Origin of the sequence: Variovorax sp. V213 (genome assembly GCF_041154455.1) — a bacterium.
Lineage (GTDB): Bacteria > Pseudomonadota > Gammaproteobacteria > Burkholderiales > Burkholderiaceae_C > Variovorax.
In genome coordinates this window covers 1,601,822-1,625,423 of the sequence record NZ_AP028664.1, presented here as the reverse complement: position 1 = coordinate 1,625,423, position 23,602 = coordinate 1,601,822, and the positions used below count along the sequence as shown (strand labels likewise).

Annotated in this window: 21 protein-coding genes; 14 read left to right on the top strand and 7 right to left on the bottom strand. The window is 67.0% G+C overall.

What is annotated here, in order from left to right:
- Nucleotides 1-66 precede the first annotated feature (66 nt).
- Nucleotides 67-366 (top strand): glycine zipper domain-containing protein, encoded by a 300-nt coding sequence (locus tag ACAM55_RS07835; protein WP_369655467.1) that lies wholly within the window; start codon nt 67-69, stop codon nt 364-366.
- A 54-nt stretch (nt 367-420) separates the two neighbouring features.
- Here the strand turns inward: ACAM55_RS07835 and ACAM55_RS07830 are convergent, their stop codons facing one another.
- Nucleotides 421-1,089 carry a DedA family protein gene (locus tag ACAM55_RS07830; RefSeq protein WP_369655466.1) on the bottom strand — a complete coding sequence of 223 codons (669 nt, stop codon included), beginning with the start codon at nt 1,087-1,089 and terminating at the stop codon, nt 421-423.
- 103 nt (nt 1,090-1,192) lie between these two features.
- On the opposite strand from ACAM55_RS07830, the gene mutL reads away from it, so the two are divergent.
- The 4 genes from mutL to ACAM55_RS07810 all read left to right on the top strand — a co-directional run bounded on the left by mutL (nt 1,193) and on the right by ACAM55_RS07810 (nt 5,942).
- The gene (gene mutL / locus ACAM55_RS07825) at nt 1,193-3,082 is read left to right on the top strand and encodes a DNA mismatch repair endonuclease MutL (RefSeq protein ID WP_369655465.1); all 1,890 of its coding nucleotides are present in this window, start codon (nt 1,193-1,195) and stop codon (nt 3,080-3,082) included.
- A gap of 185 nt (nt 3,083-3,267) precedes the next feature.
- Complete coding sequence (locus tag ACAM55_RS07820) at nt 3,268-4,269, top strand: alpha/beta hydrolase (protein WP_369655464.1); 1,002 nt, start codon at nt 3,268-3,270, stop codon at nt 4,267-4,269.
- Between the two features lie 42 nt (nt 4,270-4,311).
- On the top strand, nt 4,312-5,295 hold the full coding sequence (miaA, locus tag ACAM55_RS07815) for a tRNA (adenosine(37)-N6)-dimethylallyltransferase MiaA (RefSeq protein ID WP_369655463.1): 984 nt from the start codon (nt 4,312-4,314) through the stop codon (nt 5,293-5,295).
- Nucleotides 5,292-5,942 carry an ABC transporter ATP-binding protein gene (locus ACAM55_RS07810; RefSeq protein ID WP_369655462.1) on the top strand — a complete coding sequence of 217 codons (651 nt, stop codon included), beginning with the start codon at nt 5,292-5,294 and terminating at the stop codon, nt 5,940-5,942. Before miaA ends, ACAM55_RS07810 begins: the two co-directional genes overlap by 4 nt.
- Before the next feature lies 1 nt (nt 5,943).
- Here ACAM55_RS07810 and ACAM55_RS07805 read toward each other — a convergent pair whose 3' ends face one another.
- Nucleotides 5,944-6,900, bottom strand: a complete 957-nt coding sequence (locus tag ACAM55_RS07805) for a threo-3-hydroxy-L-aspartate ammonia-lyase (protein WP_369655461.1) — start codon at nt 6,898-6,900, stop codon at nt 5,944-5,946.
- A 114-nt stretch (nt 6,901-7,014) separates the two neighbouring features.
- Between ACAM55_RS07805 and ACAM55_RS07800 the strand changes: the two genes are divergently transcribed.
- The 8 genes from ACAM55_RS07800 to ACAM55_RS07765 all read left to right on the top strand — a co-directional run bounded on the left by ACAM55_RS07800 (nt 7,015) and on the right by ACAM55_RS07765 (nt 17,348).
- Nucleotides 7,015-7,716, top strand: coding sequence for a GntR family transcriptional regulator (locus ACAM55_RS07800; protein WP_369655460.1), 702 nt, complete (start codon nt 7,015-7,017; stop codon nt 7,714-7,716).
- On the top strand, nt 7,713-8,588 hold the full coding sequence (locus tag ACAM55_RS07795; RefSeq protein WP_369655459.1) for a phytanoyl-CoA dioxygenase family protein: 876 nt from the start codon (nt 7,713-7,715) through the stop codon (nt 8,586-8,588). Before ACAM55_RS07800 ends, ACAM55_RS07795 begins: the two co-directional genes overlap by 4 nt.
- A 4-nt stretch (nt 8,589-8,592) precedes the next feature.
- The gene (locus ACAM55_RS07790) at nt 8,593-9,954 is read left to right on the top strand and encodes an NAD(P)H-dependent oxidoreductase (protein WP_369655458.1); all 1,362 of its coding nucleotides are present in this window, start codon (nt 8,593-8,595) and stop codon (nt 9,952-9,954) included.
- A 73-nt stretch (nt 9,955-10,027) separates the two neighbouring features.
- Nucleotides 10,028-12,634, top strand: a complete 2,607-nt coding sequence (locus ACAM55_RS07785; protein ID WP_369655457.1) for an FtsX-like permease family protein — start codon at nt 10,028-10,030, stop codon at nt 12,632-12,634.
- A gap of 88 nt (nt 12,635-12,722) precedes the next feature.
- The gene (locus tag ACAM55_RS07780; protein ID WP_369655456.1) at nt 12,723-13,796 is read left to right on the top strand and encodes a PLP-dependent cysteine synthase family protein; all 1,074 of its coding nucleotides are present in this window, start codon (nt 12,723-12,725) and stop codon (nt 13,794-13,796) included.
- The gene (locus ACAM55_RS07775) at nt 13,796-14,875 is read left to right on the top strand and encodes a lipocalin-like domain-containing protein (RefSeq protein ID WP_369655455.1); all 1,080 of its coding nucleotides are present in this window, start codon (nt 13,796-13,798) and stop codon (nt 14,873-14,875) included. Before ACAM55_RS07780 ends, ACAM55_RS07775 begins: the two co-directional genes overlap by 1 nt.
- A 94-nt stretch (nt 14,876-14,969) precedes the next feature.
- Nucleotides 14,970-15,428 (top strand): hypothetical protein, encoded by a 459-nt coding sequence (locus ACAM55_RS07770; RefSeq protein WP_369655454.1) that lies wholly within the window; start codon nt 14,970-14,972, stop codon nt 15,426-15,428.
- An 84-nt stretch (nt 15,429-15,512) separates the two neighbouring features.
- Nucleotides 15,513-17,348 (top strand): bifunctional UDP-sugar hydrolase/5'-nucleotidase, encoded by a 1,836-nt coding sequence (locus ACAM55_RS07765; protein WP_369655453.1) that lies wholly within the window; start codon nt 15,513-15,515, stop codon nt 17,346-17,348.
- 54 nt (nt 17,349-17,402) lie between these two features.
- On the opposite strand, the gene ACAM55_RS07760 is transcribed toward ACAM55_RS07765, so the two are convergent.
- The 5 genes from ACAM55_RS07760 to ACAM55_RS07740 all read right to left on the bottom strand — a co-directional run bounded on the left by ACAM55_RS07760 (nt 17,403) and on the right by ACAM55_RS07740 (nt 22,169).
- Nucleotides 17,403-18,386 (bottom strand): branched-chain amino acid ABC transporter permease, encoded by a 984-nt coding sequence (locus tag ACAM55_RS07760; protein WP_369655452.1) that lies wholly within the window; start codon nt 18,384-18,386, stop codon nt 17,403-17,405.
- 4 nt (nt 18,387-18,390) lie between these two features.
- Nucleotides 18,391-19,266 carry a branched-chain amino acid ABC transporter permease gene (locus tag ACAM55_RS07755; protein WP_369655451.1) on the bottom strand — a complete coding sequence of 292 codons (876 nt, stop codon included), beginning with the start codon at nt 19,264-19,266 and terminating at the stop codon, nt 18,391-18,393.
- 82 nt (nt 19,267-19,348) lie between these two features.
- Nucleotides 19,349-20,545, bottom strand: coding sequence for an ABC transporter substrate-binding protein (locus ACAM55_RS07750; protein ID WP_369655450.1), 1,197 nt, complete (start codon nt 20,543-20,545; stop codon nt 19,349-19,351).
- A 58-nt stretch (nt 20,546-20,603) separates the two neighbouring features.
- Nucleotides 20,604-21,311: an ABC transporter ATP-binding protein gene (locus ACAM55_RS07745; protein WP_369655449.1), complete on the bottom strand. Its 708-nt coding sequence runs from the start codon at nt 21,309-21,311 to the stop codon at nt 20,604-20,606.
- 87 nt (nt 21,312-21,398) lie between these two features.
- Complete coding sequence (locus tag ACAM55_RS07740) at nt 21,399-22,169, bottom strand: ABC transporter ATP-binding protein (RefSeq protein WP_369655448.1); 771 nt, start codon at nt 22,167-22,169, stop codon at nt 21,399-21,401.
- A 218-nt stretch (nt 22,170-22,387) separates the two neighbouring features.
- On the opposite strand from ACAM55_RS07740, the gene ACAM55_RS07735 reads away from it, so the two are divergent.
- Entirely contained in the window at nt 22,388-23,587 is a 1,200-nt protein-coding gene (locus ACAM55_RS07735; protein WP_369655447.1) for an AGE family epimerase/isomerase, read from the top strand.
- Nucleotides 23,588-23,602 lie beyond the last annotated feature (15 nt).

Sequence of the window (23,602 nt, the reverse complement as noted above, 5' to 3'; positions counted from 1 at the left end):
GCTCCTACAACGCTGCCGGCCCCCTCTTGCCCATCATGACTCCATCACTCTAGAAAGGTGGACGACATGATGAAGACACGAATCTGGATGGCCGCTGCGGCGGCTACCACGGTCATGGCAGTGGCGGGTTGCGCTTCCGGTCCCAACCAGAACCTGGGCACCGGGGTCGGCGCACTCGGCGGCGCGGCAGTGGGCCACGCCATCGGGGGCAACACCGCCAGTACGCTGGGCGGTGCAGCCATTGGCGGCGTGATCGGCAACCAGGTGGGCCGCAGTGTGGACGAACGCAACTACTACGAGAGCCAGCGCGCTTATCCGGCCTATCCGCCGAACACTTACTACCCGCGCAACGGCCCGACGTACTGACCGTTGCCAATGTTGAAGCGCGCCATCGCCGGCGCGCTTTTTTTGGGGCTGCGGTCAGGCTTTCGACGGCAATTGCGCGCGGGCTTTTTCCGCGCGCGACGCACGCCAGGCGCCGAAGATGGCGATCAGGCCAGGCACGAAGATCAGCGCCCAGATGATCTTGTCGAGGTGCTCGCGCACGAAGGGCAGGTTGCCGAAGAAGTAGCCCGCCGTTGCAATGCCAAGCACCCAGATCAGCCCGCCGACCACGTTGAACATCGTGAACTTTGCGCGGCTCATTTCGGCCACACCCGCCACGAAGGGCGCAAAGGTGCGAATGAAGGGCATGAAGCGCGCAAGGATGATCGTGACGCCGCCGTAACGCTCGTAGAACGCGTGCGCCTGATCGAAGGCTTTGCGGTTGAAGAAGCGCGAGTTCTCCCACTTGAAGACCTTGGGCCCGAAGTAGCGGCCGATGCTGTAGTTGCACTGGTCGCCCAGGATGGCAGCGGCAATGAGAACCGCGCAGGCCAACGGAAAGTTCATGAGTCCCGCGCCGCACAGCGCGCCCACGATGAAAAGCAGCGAGTCACCGGGCAGGAACGGCATCACCACCGCGCCCGTCTCCACGAACACGATCAGGAAGAGCAGCGCATAGACCCACGGTCCATAGGCGATGACGAAGGCCTCGAGGTGTTTGTCGACATGCAGGATGAAGTCGACGAGAAAGCTGATGATTTCCATGGTGGCGGATTATCCGTGCTGCGTGCCGCATGGCCTGCCGTAATGGATTCAGAGACCCTGCATGACAGCTCGAAACATCCGGTCGGGCTTCTAGAATGCTCGCGTGAGTGCCCTTCCCTCCTCCATTCCCTCTCTCGAGCGACGTCCGATCCGTGAACTTCCCGACGAGCTGATCAGCCAGATCGCCGCCGGCGAAGTGGTCGAACGGCCGGCATCGGTGGTGCGCGAGTTGCTCGACAACGCACTCGATGCAGGTGCCCGGCAGGTCACGGTGCGGCTGGCCTCAGGTGGTGTGCGACTGATCTCGGTCGAGGACGACGGCCAGGGCATTCCGCGCGAAGAGCTCACGGTGGCGCTGCGCCGCCATGCCACCAGCAAGATCGCCAGCCTGAACGATCTCGAAACCGTGGGCACCATGGGGTTTCGCGGCGAGGCGCTCGCGGCGATCAATGCGATTGCCGAGCTCAGCATTCTTTCGCGCTTTGCGGGCGCGGATGGCGCTTTTGCGCTCGACGGCCGCACTGGCGAGTTGCGTCCGGTGGCCCGCGCCGTGGGCACCACGGTCGAGGTGCGCGAGCTTTTCTTCGCCACGCCGGCGCGCCGCAAGTTCCTGAAGACCGACGCCACCGAACTGGCCCACTGCATCGAGGCCGTGCGGCGCCATGCGCTGGCGCGGCCCGAGGTCGGCTTTTCGGTGTGGCACGACGGCAAGCTGGTGGAGCAGTGGCGTGCCGCCGACCAGCGCGAGCAGCGGCTGGCCGATGCGCTCAGCGACGACTTCGTGGCGCAGAGCGTGGCGGTCGACCATGTCGGCGGCCCGGTGCGCGTGGTCGGGCGTGCCGGCATTCCCGACGCGGCGCGGTCGCGCGGAGACCAGCAGTTCTTCTACGTCAACGGCCGTTTCGTGCGCGACAAGGTGCTTTCGCACGCGGTGCGCAGCGCCTATGAAGACGTGCTGCATGGCCAGCGACAGCCCGTGTACGCGCTATACCTCGAAATCGATCCGTCGCGGGTCGACGTGAACGTGCACCCGACCAAGATCGAGGTGCGCTTTCGCGACGGGCGCGAGGTGCACCAGGCGGTGCGCCACGCCATCGAGAACGCCCTTGCCGCGCCGCGCGCGGGCGACGCGGTGGCGCCAGCGGGTGTGCAGCAACCCTTTTTCAAGCCGAACCTGCCGGCTTCGGGCGCCACCTGGGCCCAGCCGGCCATCAATTTCACGGCCAGGGAGCGCGGGGCCGGCGATTTCGAGGCCATGTGGCCGCGTCGGACGGACGAGTCGTTCCGCTCACCCGAGCCCGCTGCTTCGGGCTGGCCCATTGCCGGCGCACCGCCGACGGCGTTCCGCGCGCCGGCCGGGTTGCCGGGAGAATCTTCGGCGCCTGAAGCCCTTGCCACCAACGACGAGGCATGGCCGCTTGGGCGCGCGCTGGCGCAGCTGCAAGGCATCTATATCCTGGCCGAGAACAGCCAGGGCCTGATCGTGGTCGACATGCACGCCGCCCACGAGCGCATCGTCTACGAGCGGCTCAAGACGCAGCTCGACGGCGCCGCCATCACCAGCCAGCCGCTGCTGATTCCGGCCACATTCGCGGCCACGCCACAGGAAGTGGCCACCGCCGAGGCCTGTGCCGCGGTGCTGCCCACGCTGGGGCTGGAAATCACCCCCTTCTCGCCGCGCACCCTTGCGGTGCGTGCGGTGCCGGGCACCCTGGCCGATGGCGATCCGGTGGAGCTCGCGCGCAGCGTGCTGGCCGAACTGGCCCAGCACGACGCGAGCAGCGTGGTGCAGCGGGCGCAGAATGAATTGCTTTCGACCATGGCCTGCCACGGCGCGGTGCGGGCCAACCGCAAGCTCACCATCGACGAAATGAACGCGCTGTTACGTCAAATGGAAGCCACCGAGCGCTCGGACCAGTGCAACCACGGCCGCCCCACTTGGCGGCAGCTGTCGATTCGCGAACTGGATGCGCTTTTTATGCGCGGCAGATAACAAATCGCAGGTTTTTGAGGGTTTTTCCGGAGTTTTCGCCGGTCATCCGCGAAACGGGCACGGGCGTTGCATGTGTAGAACAAAGTGCCACCTGAGCACTTGGGGAGGGGTGCTGGGGCGCAGTGTCGGCGCGTTTCAGTCGAAAGCGTATGAACTTTCTGCCGACTTCGCTGTCCCTCTAGCCCATGAAACGCTGGTCCCTGCTTGCCTCCGTTCTTTCGCTGTGCGCGCTTCTGGCGGCCGGTTGCTCCACGTTCGATGAGCAGCAACGCGAGTGGATCTTTCAACCCAGCGACCGCAGCTGGGGCAATACCGCCACCATGACAGAGGGCATGCAGGACGTCTGGATCGACTTCCAGTCCTCCATCACCGGCGAACCCGCGCGCCTTCACGGCCTCTGGCTCGGCGGCGAGCCCGAAACCACCGACCGGCCCGTGATGCTGTACCTGCACGGTGCCCGCTACAACGTGGCCGGCTCGGCACCGCGCATCCAGCGCATGCACGAACTGGGCTTTTCGGTGCTGGCCATCGACTACCGCGGGTTCGGGAAGAGCTCCAAGGGGCTGCCGTCCGAAGAATCGGCACGCGAAGACGCCCGCGCCGCCTGGACCTGGCTTGCCGCCCGCCATCCGCGACAGCACCGTTACATCTTCGGCCATTCGCTGGGTGGCGCGATCGGCATCGACCTGGCCGCGCATGTCAACGACGAGAGCGGCACGATCGTCGAAAGCACCTTCACCTCCATTGCCGACGTGGTGAGCGGCTTCAAGTGGGGCTGGCTGCCGTTCGGTCCTCTCATCACCCAGCGCTTCGAGGCGATCAACCGGGTCAAGGACATCGGCGCGCCGCTGCTGGTGGTGCATGGCACCGCCGACAGCCTCATCAACCCCACGCTGGGCCGCAAGCTCTACAACGCGGCCACGGTGCCCAAGCTTTTCGTGCTGGTCGAGGGCGGCTCGCACCACAACACCAATTCGGTCGGAGAGGCCCAGTACCGCTCGGCGCTCTCGCAACTGTTCCGCATGAAGCCCGAGGCCACCCTGGCTGTGCGGCAAACGGAAGGCAGCGCGCCCGTGGTGCGCGGCGCACAACCGGTGCCCGTGTCGCCGCCGTCGCAGCGCGCGGATTCGGCCGTTCTGCCCCAGGAAGCGCGCAGCAAGGCCACTGCCAGTGCGCAGGCCATCTGACGCAGGGCCCGGCTTCGTTTTTGTTGTTACCCTCGGGCGCTTATGCCGCCCTTCGTTGCCGCCACTGCGCGCCCTGAAAAACTGAAATACATAGCGCTCGCGGGGCCGACCGCCTCCGGCAAGACCGCGGTAGCGCTGGCGGTGGCGCGCGTTCGGCCGGTCGAGATCGTCAGCGTCGATTCCGCGCTCGTCTATCGCGGCATGGACATCGGCACCGCCAAGCCGACCCTGGCCGAACAGGCGGCCGTGCCGCACCATCTGATCGACATCCTCGACCCCACTGAAAGCTACAGCGCGGCGGCTTTCGTAGCCGATGCGACACGGCTGATCGACGAGATCCGCGCCCGCGGCGCCTTGCCGCTGCTGGTGGGCGGCACCATGCTTTATTTCAAGGCCCTGTTCGACGGCATCGATGCCATGCCTGCCGCGGACGCCGCGGTGCGGGCCCGCATCGATGCCGAAGCCGCCACGCTCGGCTGGCCCGCCATGCATGCGCGGCTCGCCAAGGTCGACCCCGCGACGGCCGCACGCCTTGCGCCGCAGGACAGCCAGCGCATCCAGCGCGCGCTCGAAGTCTGGGAGAGCAGCGGGCAGCCCTTGTCGAGCTTTCATGCCGGGGAAAACAAGGCTGCGAAAGGCCTGGCCGGGGGCGCGCTCTTCTCGCTCGAACCCGGCGACCGCGCCTGGCTGCATGCGCGCATCGCCGATCGCTTCGACGCCATGCTGGCGGCCGGCTTCCTCGACGAGGTCAGGGCGCTGCGCGCACGCGGCGACCTCTCGACAGAGCTTCCATCCATGCGCTGCGTGGGCTATCGCCAGGCCTGGGAAATGCTCGACGCCTGCGGCAGTTCCGAGCCCGACGCGAAGGCCATGAGCGACCTGCGCGAACGCGGCATCGCGGCCACGCGCCAGCTTGCCAAGCGGCAGATCACGTGGCTGCGCAGCATGCCAACTCGCACCGTCATCGCCTGCGACGCGCCCAACGCCGTGCAGACCGCCGTTCAACGCATTGCCACCGCCGCATGACGCTGCGCATTTCCCAGCTCGCCAAGCACTACGGCGACGTACCCGTTTTCGAAAACGTGACGCTCACCGTCGAGCCCGGCGAATTCGTCGCCATCGTCGGCGAATCGGGTGTCGGCAAGTCGACGCTGCTCAATTGCATGGCCGGGCTCGACAGCTGGGACGCGGGCACCGTCACGCACGAGGGCACCGACATCGGCGCGCTCGACGGCGAAGCCTGCGCGCTCTGGCGGCGGCGCCACGTGGGCTTTGTGTTCCAGGCCTTCCACGTGCTGCCGCACCTCGACGTGGCGCAGAACGTGTCGCTGCCGCTGATGCTGCTGGGCCGGCAGAAGGACGATGGCCGTGTCGCACACATGCTCGAAGCGGGGGGCCTGCCCGGCATGGGCGCGCGCCTGCCGCAGACGCTTTCGGGCGGCCAGCTGCAGCGCGTGGCGATTGCGCGCGCGCTGGTGCACCGCCCCGCCCTGCTGCTGGCCGACGAGCCCACCGGCAACCTCGACCCCGGCACCGCCGCAAAGGTGATGGAACTGCTGATCGGCCAGACGCGCGAGCACGGTGCCTCGCTGGTGCTGGTGACCCACTCCGAGAGCGCAGCGGCCCGTGCGGACCGCCTGCTGCATCTCACGGCCGAAGGAATTCGCGCCTGAGCTAGGCCAGCAGCGCGGCGTAGCGCGCGAGGTCCACGTTTCCGCCGCTCACCACGATGCCGACGCGCCGGCCCGCAATGGCCTTGCCTGCCGCGATGGCACCCGCGAAAGCGAGGCAGCCCGTCGGCTCCACCACGATCTTCATGCGCTCGGCAAAGAAGCGCATCGCCTCGACGAGCTGCGCGTCCGTCACCGTGAAGATGTCGTCCACGTCGCGCCGGATGATGCCGAAGGTGTACTCGCCCAGATGCTGCGTCTGCGCGCCGTCGGCAATGGTCTTGGGCGTTTCGATGTGCACGATCTTTCCGGCGCGCAGCGACTGCTGGCCGTCGTTGCCCGCTTCGGGCTCCACACCGTAGACCTTGCAATCGGGCGCCAGCGCGCGCGCCGACAGCGCCGAACCCGACAGCAGCCCGCCGCCGCCCAGGCACACGAACAATTGGTCGAGCGGGCCGGTCTCCTCGATCAGTTCCTTCACCGCGGTGCCTTGGCCCGTGAGCACGTCCGGATGGTCGTAGGGCGGAATCATCGTCATGCCGCGCTCTTGCGCAAGCCGCTTCGTCAGCGCTTCGCGGTCTTCGGTGAAGCGGTCGTACATCACCACTTCGGCGCCATAGCCCTTCGTGGCCGCGACCTTGGCGGCGGGCGCGTCCTTGGGCATGACGATGACGGCCGGCATCGACAAAAGCCGCGCCGACAGCGCAATGGCCTGCGCGTGGTTGCCCGAGGAGAACGCGATCACGCCGCCCTTGCGCTGCGCAGCGCCGAACTTCGACAACGCATTGAACGCACCGCGGAACTTGAACGCACCCATGCGCTGCAAGTTCTCGCACTTGAAGAAGAACCTCGCGCCCCAGCGCTCGTCGGCCGTCTGCGAGCGCAGAACGGGCGTGCGGTGGGCATGGCCTTCGAGCCGCGCGGCCGCGGCAATGACGTCGTCGTAGGTAGGGAGTTGCATGGGCCGAGCTTAGCGGCGGCTTAGGTATTTTTGCAGGCCCGATGGGTAAAAACCCGGGATGCGCGGCAGCTCGGTCTTTGTATTCTGTATACAGAGTTCAGAAAGAATGCCGCCATGCCAGCCCAGCTCGTCAGCATCGAAACCGCGCCCGACCTGGTCGACCAGGTCTATCGTGCCCTGCTCGGCGCCATCAGCAGCGGCTCGCTGGCGCCGGGCGAGCGGATCACGCAGGAAGACATCGCACAGCGCCTCTCGGTGTCGCGCCAGCCGGTGCTGCAGGCGCTGCGCCTGCTCAAGAAAGACGGCTTCGTGCTCGACGCGCCGGGCCGCGGCGTGCTGGTGGCGCCGCTCGATGCCGAGTGGATGCGCAAGGTCTATCAGGTGCGCGGCGCGCTCGACGTGCTGGCCGCGCGGCTCGCGGCCGGGCAGCGATTTCGCATCGACCCCAAGCTGATGGAGCGTGGCCGCCGCGCGGCACGTGGGCGCAACGTCGAAGCCATGATCGATGCCGACATGGCCTTTCACCAGGCCATCTACGAAGCCTCGGGCAATCCGCTGATCGGACAGAGCGCCGACCAGCACTGGCGCCACCTGCGCCGCGCCATGGGTGCGGTGCTGCAGGCCGAGCCGCAGCGCGAGACGCTCTGGGACGAGCATGAAGCCATCGTTGCGGCCATCGCCGCAGGCAACGCCGAACGCGCGGCGCGCCTGAGCGAAGAGCACGTTGCCCGGGCCAGCGCGGCATTGAGCCGGCGGCTCGCGCAGCAACTTGCGCGTACTGCATCCACCCGCCCCCACCAAGGAGACAAGGCATGAAGTTGACCCCCGAGCAACGCGCGCAGTTCGAGCGAAACGGCTACCTGTTCTTCCCCGGCCATTTTTCGCCCGAAGAGACGAAGACACTGACCGATGCCGTGCCCGAGCTCTACAGCCGGCGCGAAGCCTTCAACGTGCGCGAGAAGGGCTCCGACGCGGTGCGCACGAACTTTGCCGCGCACCTGGTCAGCGAGCCCTTTGCCCGCCTTGCACGCCATCCGCGCATGGTGGAGCCGGTGATGGATCTCTTCGACGAAGAGGTCTACATGCACCAGTTCAAGATCAACGGCAAGATGGCTTTCGAAGGCGACGTGTGGCAGTGGCACCAGGACTACGGCACCTGGCTCAACGACGACCTGATGCCCACCGAGCGCGCAATGAACGTCGCGATTTTTCTGAACGACGTGAACGAGCACAACGGCCCGTTGATGTTCATCCCGGGCAGCCACCGCAAGGGCGTGGTCGATGCGAAGCATGATCTCACGACGACGAGCTACCCCCTCTGGACCGTCGATAACGAGCTGATCGCGCAACTCGTGGCCCGCGCCGGAGGAAAGAACGGCGGCATCGTCTCGCCCAAGGGGCCCGCCGGTTCGATGATCCTGTTCCACAGCTGCCTGGTGCATGCCTCGGGCAGCAACCTCTCGCCGTTCAACCGCGTGGCGGTGTACCTGAGCCTCTGCGCCGTCGGCAACCACATCCGGCGCTTCAAGCGGCCCGAGTACATCGCGCATCGGGACTTCACGCCCATCGAGATGCTGCCCGACGACTGCCTGCTGAAGCCCTACCCCGTCGAGGTGCCGTGGAAGAACGGGCTGCCCGAAAGCGCGCTGCAGACCTCGCTCGAAGTCCTCGACACCGCGGAGGCCTGATGCCATGAGCCTCCATAACCGCCTGCAACAGCGTGCCGCCGAAGGCCGCGCCATTCGCATCGGCCTCATCGGCGCCGGCAAGTTCGGCTCGATGTACCTCGCGCAGATTCCGCGCACGCCCGGCGTGCAGCTGGTGGCCATCGCCGACCTGTCGCCCGATGCGGCGCGCGCCAACCTCGAGCGCGTGGGCTGGGAGCCCGCGCGCGTCGCGGCAGGCTCCGCGCAGGAGGCCTTGAAGTCCGGCATCACCTGGATCACCGACGACTGGCAGGCCGTGACGCGCGAGCCGTCGATCGACATCGTGGTCGAGTGCACCGGCAACCCGGTGGCGGCTGTCGACCACTGCCTGGACGCCTTCGCGCACGGCAAGCACGTGGTCAACGTGACGGTCGAGGCCGATGCCTTCTGCGGCCCGCTGCTCGCGCGCAAGGCGCAGCAGGCCGGCGTGATCTATTCGCTGGCCTTCGGCGACCAGCCCGCGCTGATCTGCGACCTGGTCGACTGGGCGCGCACCTGCGGCTTTCCGGTGGTAGCGGCCGGGCGCGGCCACAAGTGGCTGCCGCACTTCACCGAATCAACGCCCGAAACAGTGTGGGGCAACTACGGCCTCACGCCCGAGCAGGCGCTGCGCGGCGGCCTCAATCCGAAGATGTTCAACAGCTTTCTCGACGGCTCCAAGCCGTCCATCGAAAGCTCGGCGGTGGCCAACGCCACCGGTCTCGGCGTGCCTTCGGACGGCCTGCTCTACCCGCCCGCGAGCGTGGAAGACATTCCCTTCGTCACGCGGCCGCAAAGCGAGGGCGGCGTACTCGAGCGCAAGGGCATGGTCGAGGTCATTTCCTCGCTCGAGGCCAACGGGCGAAAGATTCCCTACGACATCCGCATGGGCGTGTGGGTCACGGTCGAGGCCGAGACCGACTACATCAAGAACTGCTTCGAGGAATACAACGCCCACACCGACCCGAGCGGGCGCTACTTCACGCTCTACAAGCGCTGGCACCTGATCGGCCTGGAGGTCGGCATGTCTGTGGCCAGCGTGGCGCTGCGCGGCGAACCCACGGGCGTTGCCACCTGCTGGAATGCCGACGTGGTGGCCACCGCCAAGCGCGACCTCGCGCCCGGCGAAATGCTCGACGGCGAGGGCGGCTACACCGTCTGGGGCAAGCTGCTTCCAGCCGAGCGCTCGCTGCGCCTGGGCGGCCTGCCGCTCGGGCTGGCGCACAACGTGAAGCTGGTGCGCCCGGTGAAGAAGGGGCAAAGCCTCTGCTGGGCCGACGTGGCGATCGACACCTCGACCGCTGCCTACGGGCTGCGCAGCGAGATGGAGGCCATGTTCGCGCCCGCCGTCAGGGCCAGAGCGGCCTGAAGGCGCGGGCGGCGCGCCCTGATTTTCGCGCTTCGATACTCGCCGAAGCGTGGCAGCCAGCCACAATCGCGTCATGCGTGCCTTGCTCACCACCTTTTCATGGCAGGAACTGCGCCACCACCCCTGGCGCAATGCGGCGGCCGTCTTGGCCGTGATGCTGGGCGTGGCGCTCGCGTTCTCGGTGCAGCTGATCAATGCCTCGGCCCTCGACGAGTTCTCGAGCGCGGTGCGGTCGGTCAACGGCCAGCCGGACCTCGAAGTGCGCGCGGTGCAGGGCAGCTTCGACGAAGCCGTGTTCGCGCGACTGGCGCAGCACCCGCAGGTGATGCTTGCGAGCCCTGTGCTCGAGTTCCAGGGTCTGGCACTGGCCGGCGAACGCCAGGTGCCGATGCGCGTGATCGGCATCGATGCGCTCGCGCTTCCCACCATCGCACCGGCACTGATGCCGCAGCCCCTCAAGAACGCCAACCGCTTCGCGATGCTGGCGCCAGGCCATGTGTTTCTCAATGCCGCGGCGCGCAACGTGCTTGGCCTGCCGGCCGAAGCGGTGGAAGGCCGCGCGGAGACAGTTCAGCTGCGCAGCGGCAGCGCCTGGCAGCGGCTCCAGGTCGCAGGCCATGTCGCCGCCAGCGGCGCCGCGCTTGCGGTGATGGACATCGCCGCCGCGCAAGATTTGTTCGACAAGATCGGCCAGATCAGCCGTGTCGACCTGAGGCTGGCACCGGGCACCGACCAGGCGGCGTTCATCGCGTCGCTGCGGCATTCGCCGGGTTGGCCCGCCGGCTTGCAGTTTGCCGAGCCGGGCGACGCGGCCGAGCGCGTGAGCAATCTCTCTCGTGCCTACCGCGTCAACCTGACGGTGCTGGCGCTGGTGGCGCTCTTTACCGGCGCTTTCCTGGTGTTCTCGGTGCTGGCGCTCAGCGTGGCCAAGCGCGCGCAACAGTTCGCGCTGCTCGGCGTGCTGGGCCTGACACCGCGCGAGCGGCTGCGCCTGGTGCTGGTCGAATCGCTGGTGCTGGGCCTGATAGGAAGCGGCGCCGGCCTGGCGCTGGGCACGGCACTCGCGGCCTTCGCGCTGCGCGTGCTCGGCGGCGACCTGGGCGGCGGTTACTTCGAGGGCGTGGCTCCCGCACTGCACTGGAGCACCGGCTCGGCTGTGCTGTACGGCGGGCTCGGCGTGCTCGCGGCGCTGGTGGGCGGCTGGTGGCCCGCGCGCGCGGCACAGGCGCTGCCCGAGGCGCAGACCCTCAAGGGCCTGGGCGCCGCACCGGTCCAAAGCAAGAGCCACTGGCTGGCGCTCGGCCTCATTGCCGCGAGCGCGGCACTGGCCAACATGCCGGCCATCGGCGGCATCCCGGTGGCTGCTTATCTTTCGGTGGGCTGCCTGCTGGTGGGCGGCATCGCAGCGCTGCCCTGGCTGATCGCGCTGCTCTACGACCGCATGGCGCCTGCGTTTGCGCAGCGCGTGTTGCCGATGCTCGCCATCGAGCGCGCAAGGCGCATGCGCGGCACCGCCGCCGTGGCGGTCAGCGGCGTGGTCGCAAGCCTGAGCCTCGCGGTGGCGCTCACGGTCATGGTCGCCAGCTTCCGCGATTCGGTGACGCGCTGGCTCGACGTGGTGCTGCCGGCCGACCTTTATCTTCGCGCCACGTCGAGCGGCCGTTCCGGCAATTCGGGCACGCAGAGCAGCAGCGACACGGCCACCTTCCCGCCGGCCTTCGTGCAGGCGCTGGCGCAACTGCCCGGCGTGGAACGCACCGGCACGCTGCGCACCCGGTCGCTGCAACTCGACCCCGCACAGCCCGCGGTCACGCTGATCTCGCGCAGTCTGGACGGCGGCGCAGTGCGGGCGCTGCCGCTCGTGGGGCCCGCGCTGCCGGTGCCGGCGGGACAGATCGGCATCTACGTGAGCGAACCGATGGTCGAGCTGTACGGCGCCAAGCCGGGCGCCCTGTTCGCGCCGCTGTCGTCGGCATTGGGCGCCACGGGGGCCGGTCCGGCGGCTTTCTTCGTGGCGGGCGTGTGGCGCGACTATGCGCGGCAGTTCGGCGCCATCACCATGGACGCGCGCGATTTCGAGCGCCTGACCGGCGAGCGCAATGTGAGCGATGTGTCGCTGTGGCTTGCGCCAGGCGCATCCGAAGGCGCGGTCCGAGCCGCGGTTCGCGAGCTTGCGGCACGTCGCGCTGGCGTGGGCGGCGAATCCGAATCGAACATCGAGATCTCCTCCGTCGGGCAGATTCGCGCGACTTCGCTGCGCATCTTCGACCGCAGCTTTGCAGTGACCTATTGGCTGCAGGCGGTGGCCATTGCCATCGGCCTGTTCGGTATTGCGGCGAGCTTCAGCGCTCAGGTGCTGGCGCGGCGCAAGGAGTTCGGGCTGCTCGCGCATCTGGGCTTTACGCGGCGGCAGGTGCTGGCCGTGGTGGCGGGCGAAGGCGCCGCATGGACGGCGATCGGTGCCGTGGCGGGGCTCCTGCTCGGGCTCGCGGTGTCTATGGTGCTGGTGAAGGTCGTCAATCCGCAGAGCTTTCACTGGACGATGGACCTGCTGGTGCCTTGGGGTCGGTTGCTGGTGCTTTGTGCTGCTGTTGTCGCTGCGGGGACGGGGACTGCGTGGATGGCTGGGCGTGCCGCTGCTGGGAAGGATGTTGTTCTTGCTGTTAAGGAGGATTGGTAGTTTTTTTCTTCCCGAGGCCGGGTCTCGCCCCGGCCTCGGGAAACAAACAAGACCCACACCAACCCATGACTTGTAGACTGCTGTCGATATGCAGCAAACACCCTCTTCTCCCTGCGGCAGTTGGCTAGGCAGCGCCATACGCCGCATCGAAGCCGACTACCACCGCAGCGCCGACACGCACCTCATCCCCCTGCCGCTGCCAACACTCGCCGCCCAAGGCATCGACCTGTACCTCAAAGACGAGTCGACCCACCCCACAGGCAGCCTCAAGCACCGCCTCGCGCGATCGCTCTTTCTCTATGCGCTGTGCAACGGATGGGTGCGCGAAGGCACCACCATCGTCGAGGCCTCGAGCGGCTCGACGGCGGTCAGCGAAGCCTATTTCGCGCGACTTTTGGGTCTGCCCTTCATCGCCGTGATGCCGCGCAGCACCTCGCCCGAGAAGGTGGCGCAGATCGCCTTCTACGGCGCGCGCTGCCATTTCGTCGACCACGCGGCGCAGGTCTACGAAGAGGCCCGCGCGCTCGCCGAGCAGACGGGCGGCCACTACATGGACCAGTTCACGTATGCCGAGCGCGCCACCGACTGGCGGGGCAACAACAACATCGCAGAAAGCATGTTCCAGCAGATGGCGCGCGAGCGGCATCCGGTGCCGGCGTGGATCGTGGTGGGCGCGGGCACCGGCGGCACCAGTGCCACGATCGGGCGCTATGTGCGCTTTCGCTGCCATGACACGCAGGTGTGCGTGGCCGACCCCGAGGGCTCGGTGTTCTCGGCCTACCACCGCACGGGCGACGCGACGCTGACGGCGGCAGGCTCGCGCATCGAAGGCATCGGCCGGCCGCGCGTGGAGCCGAGCTTCATCCGCACGCTGGTCGACCGCATGATCGAAGTGCCCAATCTCGATTCGGTGGCGGCGATGCATGCGCTCTCGGCGCTGCTGGGACGCAAGGTCGGCCCTTCGACGGGCACCAACTTCGTCGGCATGCTGGCCATTGCACGCGAGATGCGCGCGGCCGGCCGGCAGGGCTCCATTCTTTCGCTGCTGTGCGACGCGGGCGAGCGCTACCTGCCGAGCTATCACGATGCGGCCTGGGTGCAAAACGCATTCGGCGACATCGGACCGTCGCAGCAGCGCATCGACGCGCTGGTTGTGGAGTGATGTCGCCGCCTGCCTTCCTCAGCCTCTCCCGCCGCAGCCTGCTGCTCACGGCGCTGGCCGCCGCAGTGCCAGCAAGTTGGGCATTGCCCGCGCGCGCGCTGCAGTTCCCGCGCGACTTCGGCAGCCACCCCGAACTGCAAACCGAGTGGTGGTACATCACGGGCCACGCGAAGACGCCGGCGGGACGCGAGTTCGGCTTCCAGGTGACGTTCTTCCGCTCGCGCGTCGATGCGGCGCAAGGCCTGCGCTCGGCCTTCGCGGCCAAGCATCTCGTGTTCGCGCACGCGGCCGTCACCGACCTCGATGGCCGCGTGCTGCTGCACGACCAGCGCATTGCACGCGCGGGCTTCGGCATTGCGTCGGCCAGCGAAACCGATACCGACCTGCGCCTGCGCGACTGGTCGCTGGTGCGCGGGGCGGACGGCAGCTATTCGGCGCACATTCCCGCCGGCGAGTTTTCGATCGACCTGCGCTTCGCCCCCACGCAACCCTTGCTGCTGCAGGGCAAGGCCGGACTTTCGCGCAAGGGCCCGGAAGAGACGCAGGCGAGCTACTACTACAGCGAACCCCAGCTCAAGACCCAGGGCAGGCTGACGCTCAAGAAAGGCCAGGCCTTCGACGTCGATGGCACCGCCTGGCTCGACCACGAATGGAGCGAGGCGCTGATGCATCCCGATGCCGTGGGCTGGGACTGGATCGGCATGAACCTGGACGACGGCAGCGCCCTCACCGCCTTCCGTTTGCGGCGTCGCGATGGTGGCGCATTGTGGGCGGGCGGTTCGTTTCGCACACGCGACGGTGCGCTGCGCATCTTCGGCAGCGACGAGGTGCGCTTCGACGGTGCGAGCGCGTGGACCAGTCCGCGCACGCAGGCGAGGTACCCGACGCAGTGGCGCGTGCAGACCCCATCGGGCAGCTTCGAGGTGCGCGCCCTGCTCGACGACCAGGAGCTCGACAGCCGCGGCTCTGCCGGCGGGGTCTACTGGGAAGGCGTGAGCGACCTGCTCGATGCGCAGGGGCGCCGTGTCGGCCGCGGTTACCTGGAAATGACCGGCTACGCCGCACCGCTGCGGCTCTGAGATCCTGCGAAGCCTCCGCCTGTCATCACGCCGTCATGCCGAGCCTCTGAACTCGGCTTTCGACATTGCACGATGGCCGTGCACCAAGGCTCGAATGAAGAACAGACCCCGGATCATCGCCCTGCTGATGCTTGTCCTGGCGATAGCAGCAGGCATCGCATGGGCATTCGCAGCCGCGCGGCCTGCCCCGCCGGCAGACGGAGCCGTGCTCGAAATCCGCTGGCATGGCAACGGCATCATCCTACAAGGCGCCGTGAGGGACACAGCCACGCAACACGCATTGGTGGAAGGCGCGACCGCACGGCTCGGCGGCGAGGCCGACCAGGTGGTGGACTGGCTGGACATCGCACCCGAGGCGCTGCCCGTGGCGGACGCTGCGGCACTTGCCAGCCTCATCCGACTGGGGCAAGAGGGCTGGCATCTGCAGCGCCGAACCACCGGCGGATGGCTCGCCGTGCAGTCACCCGGCGACGCGCGCAGTGCGCAGGCCAGCGAGCTGCTGCAACGCGCCTTCGGCCCCGGCGTGGCCATTCGCCTGGTTCCCCTGCCCTGAGAGTTCGGCCGCAAAGAAGCGGCGGTCACGGCGACGTCATCTGCCATCTTCAGCATGCGCTGCATCCATAAAGAGGAGAGGCTCATGCACATATCGTTGAAACCACGTCTCGCGCTGGCGGGGGTTGTCCTGGCCGCGTTGTCCGCTTGCGGCGGAAGCGGTAATTCGAACGGCTTCATTCCGTTCATCCCGTCGCCCGCACCGGCCCCCGCGCCGCCGGCCCCGCCGCCGCCCGCCACACCTGGCAGCATGGACGTGAAGCTCATTGCCTTCAACGACCTGCATGGCAACCTCGAGCCGCCCAAGCTGTCCATCAGCGCGCCGGCCAAAAACGGCGGCACGGTCGCGGTGCCCGCCGGCGGCGCGGCCTACCTTGCTTCGGCCATCGCGTCACTCAAGGCCAGGAACGAGAACAACGCCGTGGTGTCCGCCGGCGACATGATCGGTGCCTCGCCGCTGGTGTCGGCGCTGTTCCTCGACGAGCCGACCATCGAAGCCGTGAACGAGATGAAGATCGACTTCAACGCGGTCGGCAACCACGAGTTCGACAAGGGCCAGACCGAACTGCTGCGCATGAAGAACGGCGGCTGCGCCAAGAACACGCCGCTGGAGCCCTGCCGGGTGAACAAGGCTTTCCCGGGCGCCAACTTCGGCTTCCTCGCGGCCAACACCGTGAAGACCGACGGCACCACGCTGTTTCCCGCCACGGGCATGAAGACCTTCACGAAGGACGGGGCCACGGTGAAGGTGGCGTTCATCGGCATGACCCTCAAGGGCACGCCCAGCATCGTGACGCCGGCCGGTGTGGCGGGCCTGAGCTTCAAGGACGAAGCCGACACGGCCAACGCATTGATTCCGCAGCTGAAGGCCCAGGGTGCCGACGCCATCGTCGTGGTGGTCCACGAAGGCGGCACGACCACGGTGGGCTACAACGACAAGAGCTGCGCCGGACTGAGTGGCGACATTCTGCCGATCCTCGACAAGCTCGACGCGTCGGTCGACGTGGTGATCTCGGGCCACACGCACCGCTCGTACATCTGCGACTACGGCAAGACGAATCCGGCCAAGCCCTTCTTGCTGACGAGCGCCGGCCAGTACGGCACCCTGCTGACCGACATCAACCTGACGATCGACACGCGCACGCGCAAGGTCACGGCCAAGTCGGCCGACAACGTGATCGTCCAGGGCGAGGCCTACACCAGCGGCGCCAACACCATTGCGCTGACCGACCAGTACCCCGCGTTCGGCAAGAACCAGCAAGTGGCCGCGCTCATCAGCCAGTACCTTTCGATTGCCGCCCCGCTGGTGCAGCGGGTGGTGGGCACGCTCTCGGGTCCGGCCACGCGCACGCAGACCGCTTCGCGCGAGAGCGTGCTCGGCAACCTGATCGCGGACGCGCAGCTCGACGCCACCAGCGCCAGCAACAAGGGCGGCGCGCAGATCGCGTTCATGAATCCGGGCGGCGTGCGCGCCGACCTCGTGCCGGCCGGCGACGGCAGCGTGACCTATGGCCAGATCTTCAGCGTGCAGCCCTTCGGCAACAGCCTGGTGGTGAAGACGATGACCGGCGCGCAGATCAAGGCCGTGCTCGAGCAACAGTTCAACAGCGGCACCAACACGATCGCTTCGCCCAGGGTGCTGCTGCCCTCGCGCAGCCTGACTTACGGCTACAGCCTCTCGGCGCCCGCCGGCTCGCGCATCAGCAACATGGCGCTCAACGGCACCGCGATGGCCGACGGCACAAGCTACCGCGTGACGATGAACAGCTTTCTGGCCACCGGCGGCGACAACTTCACGGTCTTCAACCAGGGCACCGACACGCTCGGTGGCGACCAGGACGTGGATGCACTGGAGGCCTACATCAAGGCGAACAGCCCGCTGGCGCCGCCGGCGACGAACCGCATCACCGTGCTGCCCTGAAGGGGCCTGCCCCAGATGCGAAAAAGGCGGACATCGTCCGCCTTTTTCGTTGCATCAGACCTTGCTTTTTCGGCGGTCGATGAAGGCGATGACCTCGCCCATGATGCCCTTGCGGAATGCAAGCACGCAGATCACGAAGATCAGGCCCGTGACCATGGTCACCGATTCGCCGAGCGTGTTGAACCAGTCGACACCGGTCACGCGTGCCATGAAGGTGCCGAAGTCGCCGACCTTGTTCTCGAGCAGCACCACGACGGCCGAACCCACCAGCGGACCCGAGAGCGTGCCGAGGCCGCCCACCAGTGTCATCAGGATCACGTGGCCCGATGCGGTCCAGTGCACGTCGCTCAGCGACGCGAAGCCCAGCACCAGGGTCTTGAGCGAGCCGGCCAGGCCCGACAGCGCGGCCGAAATCACGAAGGCCAGCAGCTTGAAGCGGTTGACGTCGTAGCCCAGCGAGATGGCGCGCGGCTCGTTCTCCTTGATGCCCTTGAGCACCTGCCCGAAAGGCGAGTGCACGGTGCGCGCGATCAGCAGGAAGGCCGCCACCACGATCACCAGCGCGACGTAGTACATCGTCAGGTCGTCGCGCAGATCGATGAGGCCGAAGAGCTTGCCGCGCGGCACGCTCTGCAGCCCGTCCTCGCCGCCCGTGAAGGGCGCCTGCAGCACGACGAAATACATCATCTGTGCCAGTGCCAGCGTGATCATCGAGAAGTAGATGCCCTGGCGGCGGATGGCCAGCCAGCCGAACACCAGCCCCAGCAGCGCACCAGCCAGCGTGCCCGCGATCAGGCCGAGTTCGGGCGTCAGGTGCCAGACCTTGAGCGCCTGGCCCGTGAGGTAGGCGGCGCCCCCCAGGAAAGCGGCGTGGCCGAATGACAGCATGCCGGTGTAGCCCAGCAGCAGGTTGAAGGCGCAGGCAAAGAGTGCGAAGCACAGCACCTTCATCACGAACACCGGATAGAAGCCGATGAAGGGTGCGGCGACGAGCGCCAGCAGCAGCACCCCGTAGACGACGAGCGATATTTTCTTCATGGGCTTATTTCTCGCTGCCGAACAGGCCCGCGGGGCGGATCAGCAGCACCACGACCATGATCACGAAGACCACGGTGGCCGAAGCCTCGGGATAGAACACCTTGGTCAGCCCTTCGATCACGCCGAGCCCGAGGCCCGTGAGGATGGCGCCCATGATCGAGCCCATGCCGCCGATGACCACCACCGCGAACACGATGATGATGAGGTTCTGCCCCATCAGCGGCGAAATCTGGATCACCGGCGCGGCCAGCACGCCGGCAAAGGCCGCCAGCGCCACGCCGAAGCCGTAGGTCAGCGTCACCATCAGCGGCACGTTGACGCCGAAGGCTTCCACCAGCCGCGGGTTCTCGGTGCCGGCGCGCAGGTAGGCGCCGAGCCTTGTCTTCTCGATGGCATACCAGGTGGCAAAGCACACGACCAGCGATGCGACGACCACCCAGGCACGGTAGTTCGGCAGGAACATGAAACCCAGGTTGGTGCCCCCGCTCAGCGCCTCGGGCGTGCTGTAGGCGAGGCCGGACACGCCGTACACCGAGCGGAAGCCGCCCTCGATCAGCAGCGTGAGGCCGAGCGTGAGCAGCAGGCCGTAGAGGTGGTCGAGCTTGTAGATCCAGCGCAGCAGCAGCCGCTCGATCAGGACGCCGAACAGGCCGACGATCAGCGGCGCCACCACCAGCATGACCCAGTAGTCGATGTTGAAATAATTCATCGCCATCCACGACAGCACCGCCCCCATCATGAACAGCGCGCCGTGCGCAAAGTTGATGACGTTGAGCAACCCGAAGATCACTGCCAGCCCCAGGCTCAGGATCGCGTAGAACGACCCGTTGACCAGCCCCAACAGGAGCTGGCTCAACAGGGCAGGCATAGAAATGTTCATCGTGGAAACGAGGTTCAGAAAGGCGTCAATGACTTCGCGTGGGGGCCGCCGCGCACAGCCGCCCGAAGCGGCCGTGCAACAGTTACTTCCAGAGTGCGCAGGTGCTTTCTTCCTTGGTCGTGTAGACCTGGTCGCCCGGCACCTTCTTGACGATCTTCAGCAGGTCCCACGGGCCCTTGGATTCCGAGGGCTTCTTGACCTCGGCCAGCAGCATGTCGTGCACCATGCGGCCGTCGGCACGGATCACGCCCTTGGCGTAGAAGTCGTTGATCGGCGTCTTCTTGAGATAGGCCATGACCTTGTCGGCGTCAGTGCTCTTCACTGCCTCGACGGCCTTCAGGTAGGCCATGGTGGCCGAGTAGTCCGCGGCCTGGATGTCGGTCGGCTTGTTCTTGGTCTTGGCTTCGTAGCGTGCGGCCCACTTGCGCGATTCTTCGTCCGCGTCCCAGTACCAGCTGGTCGTGTGCAGCAGGCCCTGCGTGGCGGGCAGGCCCAGGCTCTTCACGTCGGTGAGGAACACCAGGAGGCCCGCGATCTTCATCGACTTGTCGATGCCGAATTCCTTCGATGCCTTCATCGAATTGATGAAGTCGCCGCCCGCATTGGCCAGGCCCAGCACCTGCGCCTTGGAGTTCTGCGCCTGCAGCAGGAAGGACGAGAAGTCCGACGCATTGAGCGGTGCCCGCACCGTGCCCACCACCGTGCCGCCCTTGGCCTTGACGACCTTGGCGGTGTCGGCCTCCAGCGCGTGGCCGAAGGCATAGTCGGCGGTGAGGAAGAACCAGCTCTTGCCACCGGTGTCGACCACGGCGCCGCCGGTGCTCTTGGCGAGCGCCACGGTGTCGTAGGCGTAGTGCACGGTGTAGGGGCTGCACTGCGCATTGGTCAGCGCCGAGGTGGCCGCGCCATTGGTGAAGAACACGCGCTTCTTCTCCTGCGCCACCTTGGAGGTGGCCAGCGCGACGCCCGAATTGGTGCCCGCGAAGATCATCGTTGCGCCGGCCGTGTCGATCCATTCGCGCGCCTTCGAGGCTGCGATGTCGGGCTTGTTCTGGTGGTCGACGCTCAGCACTTCCACGGGCTGGCCGAGCACCTTGCCGCCCATGTCGTCGATGGCCATCTGGATGGCCGTTGCGCCGCCCTTGCCTTCCAGGTCGGCGTACAGGCCCGACAGGTCGCTGATGTAGCCGATGACGACCTTCTCCTGCGCCTGCACGGCATGGCTGGCAAGACCCGCGGCTCCGAGCATGAGAGCAATGATTTTGAGCTTGGTTTGCATGGTGTCTCCTGGGATGGTTGAGAGAGTCAACGGAAAAAATGTAATGGCGCGGCCGCGGCTACACGCCCAGCAGCTCGCTGAGCACGGGCATCTTGGCGTCGAGTTCCTTGGCGCCGAAGGCCTCGACCATGCGGCCGTGTTCCATCACGTAGAAGCGGTCGGCCAGCGGCGCGGCGAAGCGGAAGTTCTGCTCCACCATCACGATGGTGTAGCCCTTGGCACGCAGGGTGTGGATCATCCGGGCGAGCGCCTGCACGATGACCGGCGCCAGGCCTTCGGAAATCTCGTCGAGCAGCAGCAGCTTGGCGCCGGTGCGCAGGATGCGCGCGACCGCGAGCATCTGCTGCTCCCCGCCCGAAAGCCGCGTGCCCGGGCTGTTGCGGCGTTCGGCCAGGTTGGGAAACATGTCGTAGATCTCGGCCACGGACATGCCCTGCCCCGCCCCCTTGAGCGCCGGGGGCAGCATCAGGTTTTCCTCCGCCGAGAGGCTGGCGAAGATGCCGCGCTCTTCCGGGCAATAGCCGATGCCCAGGTGCGCGATGCGGTGCGTGGGCATGCCGATGGTCTCTTTGCCGTTGATCTCGATGCTGCCCTTGCGCGTGCCGGTCAGGCCCATGATGGCGCGCAGCGTGCTGGTGCGCCCGGCGCCGTTGCGGCCGAGCAGCGTGACGACCTCGCCGGGCTGCACCACCATGTCGACGCCGTGCAGCACGTGCGATTCGCCGTACCAGGCCTGGAGTCCCTTGATCTGGAGTGCGGCGGTCATGGAGCCTCCTGCCGGGCCGACCCAAAGGAGGCCCGCGCCCCCTCGGGGGGCAGCGCATAGACGAAGTGAGGAGCGTGGGGGTTCATGTCAATGCGCCCCCTGCAATTGGCCGTCCGTGGTGCCCATGTAGGCTTCCATGACCTGGGGGTTGTTCGAAACCTCGGCGTAGGGGCCTTCGGCCAGCACGGCCCCTCGCTGCAGCACGGTGATGGTGTCGGCAATGGTCGAGACCACGCTCATGTTGTGCTCGACCATCAGGATGGTGCGGCCCGCAGACACGCGCTTGATGAGCTCCGCCACGCGGTGCACGTCTTCGTGGCCCATGCCCTGGGTCGGTTCGTCGAGCAGCATGAGTTCGGGGTCCATGGCGAGCGTGGTGGCGATCTCGAGCGCTCGCTTGTGGCCGTACGGCAGGTTCACGGTCAGCTCGTCGGCCTGGTCCGCCAGGCCGACTTCGGCCAGCAGTTCGCGGGCGCGCGCATCGAGCGGCCTGAGCGTCTTCTCGCTTCTCCAGAAGTGGTAAGAGGTACCGAGCGCGCGCTGCAGTCCGAGGCGCACGTTCTCGAGCAGCGTGAGGTGCGGAAACACCGCCGAGATCTGGAACGAGCGAATGATGCCGCGCCGGGCAATTTGCGCCGGCCGCTCGCCCGTGATGTCATGCCCGTTGAACAGGATCGTGCCGCTGGTCGGCTCGAGAAACTTGGTGAGCAGGTTGAAGCAGGTGGTCTTGCCGGCCCCGTTGGGGCCGATGAGTGCATGGATCGATCCGCGCACGACCGAGAGGTTGACCTTGCTGACCGCAGTGAACCCCTTGAATTCCTTGGTGAGCTGGCGTGTTTCGAGGATGACGTCGCTCATCTCGCGAAGTCGCCCGGGTTCAGGAAAGATATGTCGGTCATGCGGTCCATCTCGATGCGCCACTACCGAGCGCGGCCTGATTGTTCGTGGGTGCCTCCCGCTTGCATACTGGGGCAAATGCCTATGCTGCAGTGCAACCTGTGCGCACCCGCAGTCCCCCGGCATCAGGCGACTGTCGTCACAATGACAATGACCCGCCGGATTTGACCTCTACTCCCATGCCGAACTTCCGCTCGCCCGATTTCCTGACAGACCACATCCTGCACACGCTGGCCTTCTACGAGCCGGTCGCCCGCGACTCATCCGGAGGCTTCTTCCACTTCTTCAAGGACGACGGCACGGTGTACGACCGGCGCACGCGGCACCTTGTGAGCAGCACGCGCTTCGTCTTCAACCATGCAATGGCCCACCGGCGCTTCGGCAGGCCGGAAGACCTTGCAGCCGCGCGCCACGGCCTGGCTTTCGTGCAGCATGCGCACGCGCGGCCGGGCGGCGGCTACGCATGGCAGATCGACTGGCACGACGCACGCACCACGGTGCAGGACGACACGAACCATTGCTACGGCCTTGCCTTCGTGCTGCTCGCGCACGCGCACGCACTGATGGCCGGCATCGGCGAAGCACGCGCAGGGCTGGAGCGCACCTGGGATTTGATGGAACAGCGTTTCTGGGAGCCGCAACATGCGCTCTATGCGGACGAGGCCAGCGCCGACTGGCATGTGAAACCCTATAGAGGCCAGAATGCCAACATGCACGCGTGTGAAGCGATGCTCGCCGCATTCGAAGCCACGCAAGAGGCGCGCTATCTCGATCGTGCGCTCACGCTCGCCGAATCGGTCACGGGCCGGCAGGCCGCGCTGGCCGACGGGCTGGTCTGGGAGCACTACCGCGAAGACTGGTCAGTCGACTGGGACTACAACCGCGGCGACAAAAGCAACATCTTCCGGCCCTGGGGCTTCCAGACCGGCCATCTCACCGAATGGGCCAAGCTGTTGCTTCAGCTGGAGCGCGCGCTGGTTGCCGCAGGCCGCGAGGCAGCGTGGATCGTGCCGCGCGCCCGGCACTTCTTCGACACTGCCATGCTGCGCGGCTGGGATGCCGACAACGGCGGGCTGGTCTACGGATTCGGCCCCGATGGCGCGGTGTGCGACGGCGACAAGTACTTCTGGGTCCAGGCCGAAAGCTTTGCCGCCGCTGCCCTCCTGGCCGTGCGCACCGGCGTCGCCGGCTACTGGGACTGGTACGGCCGCATCTGGGCCTACAGCTGGGCGCACTTCGTCGACCATCGGCACGGCGCGTGGTATCGCATCCTCACGCCGGACAATCGCAAGATCAGCGACGAAAAGAGCCCGGCCGGCAAGACCGACTATCACACCATGGGTGCGTGCTACGACGTGCTGCGCGCACTCGGCGCCTGAAGAAGCGCGCCCTTC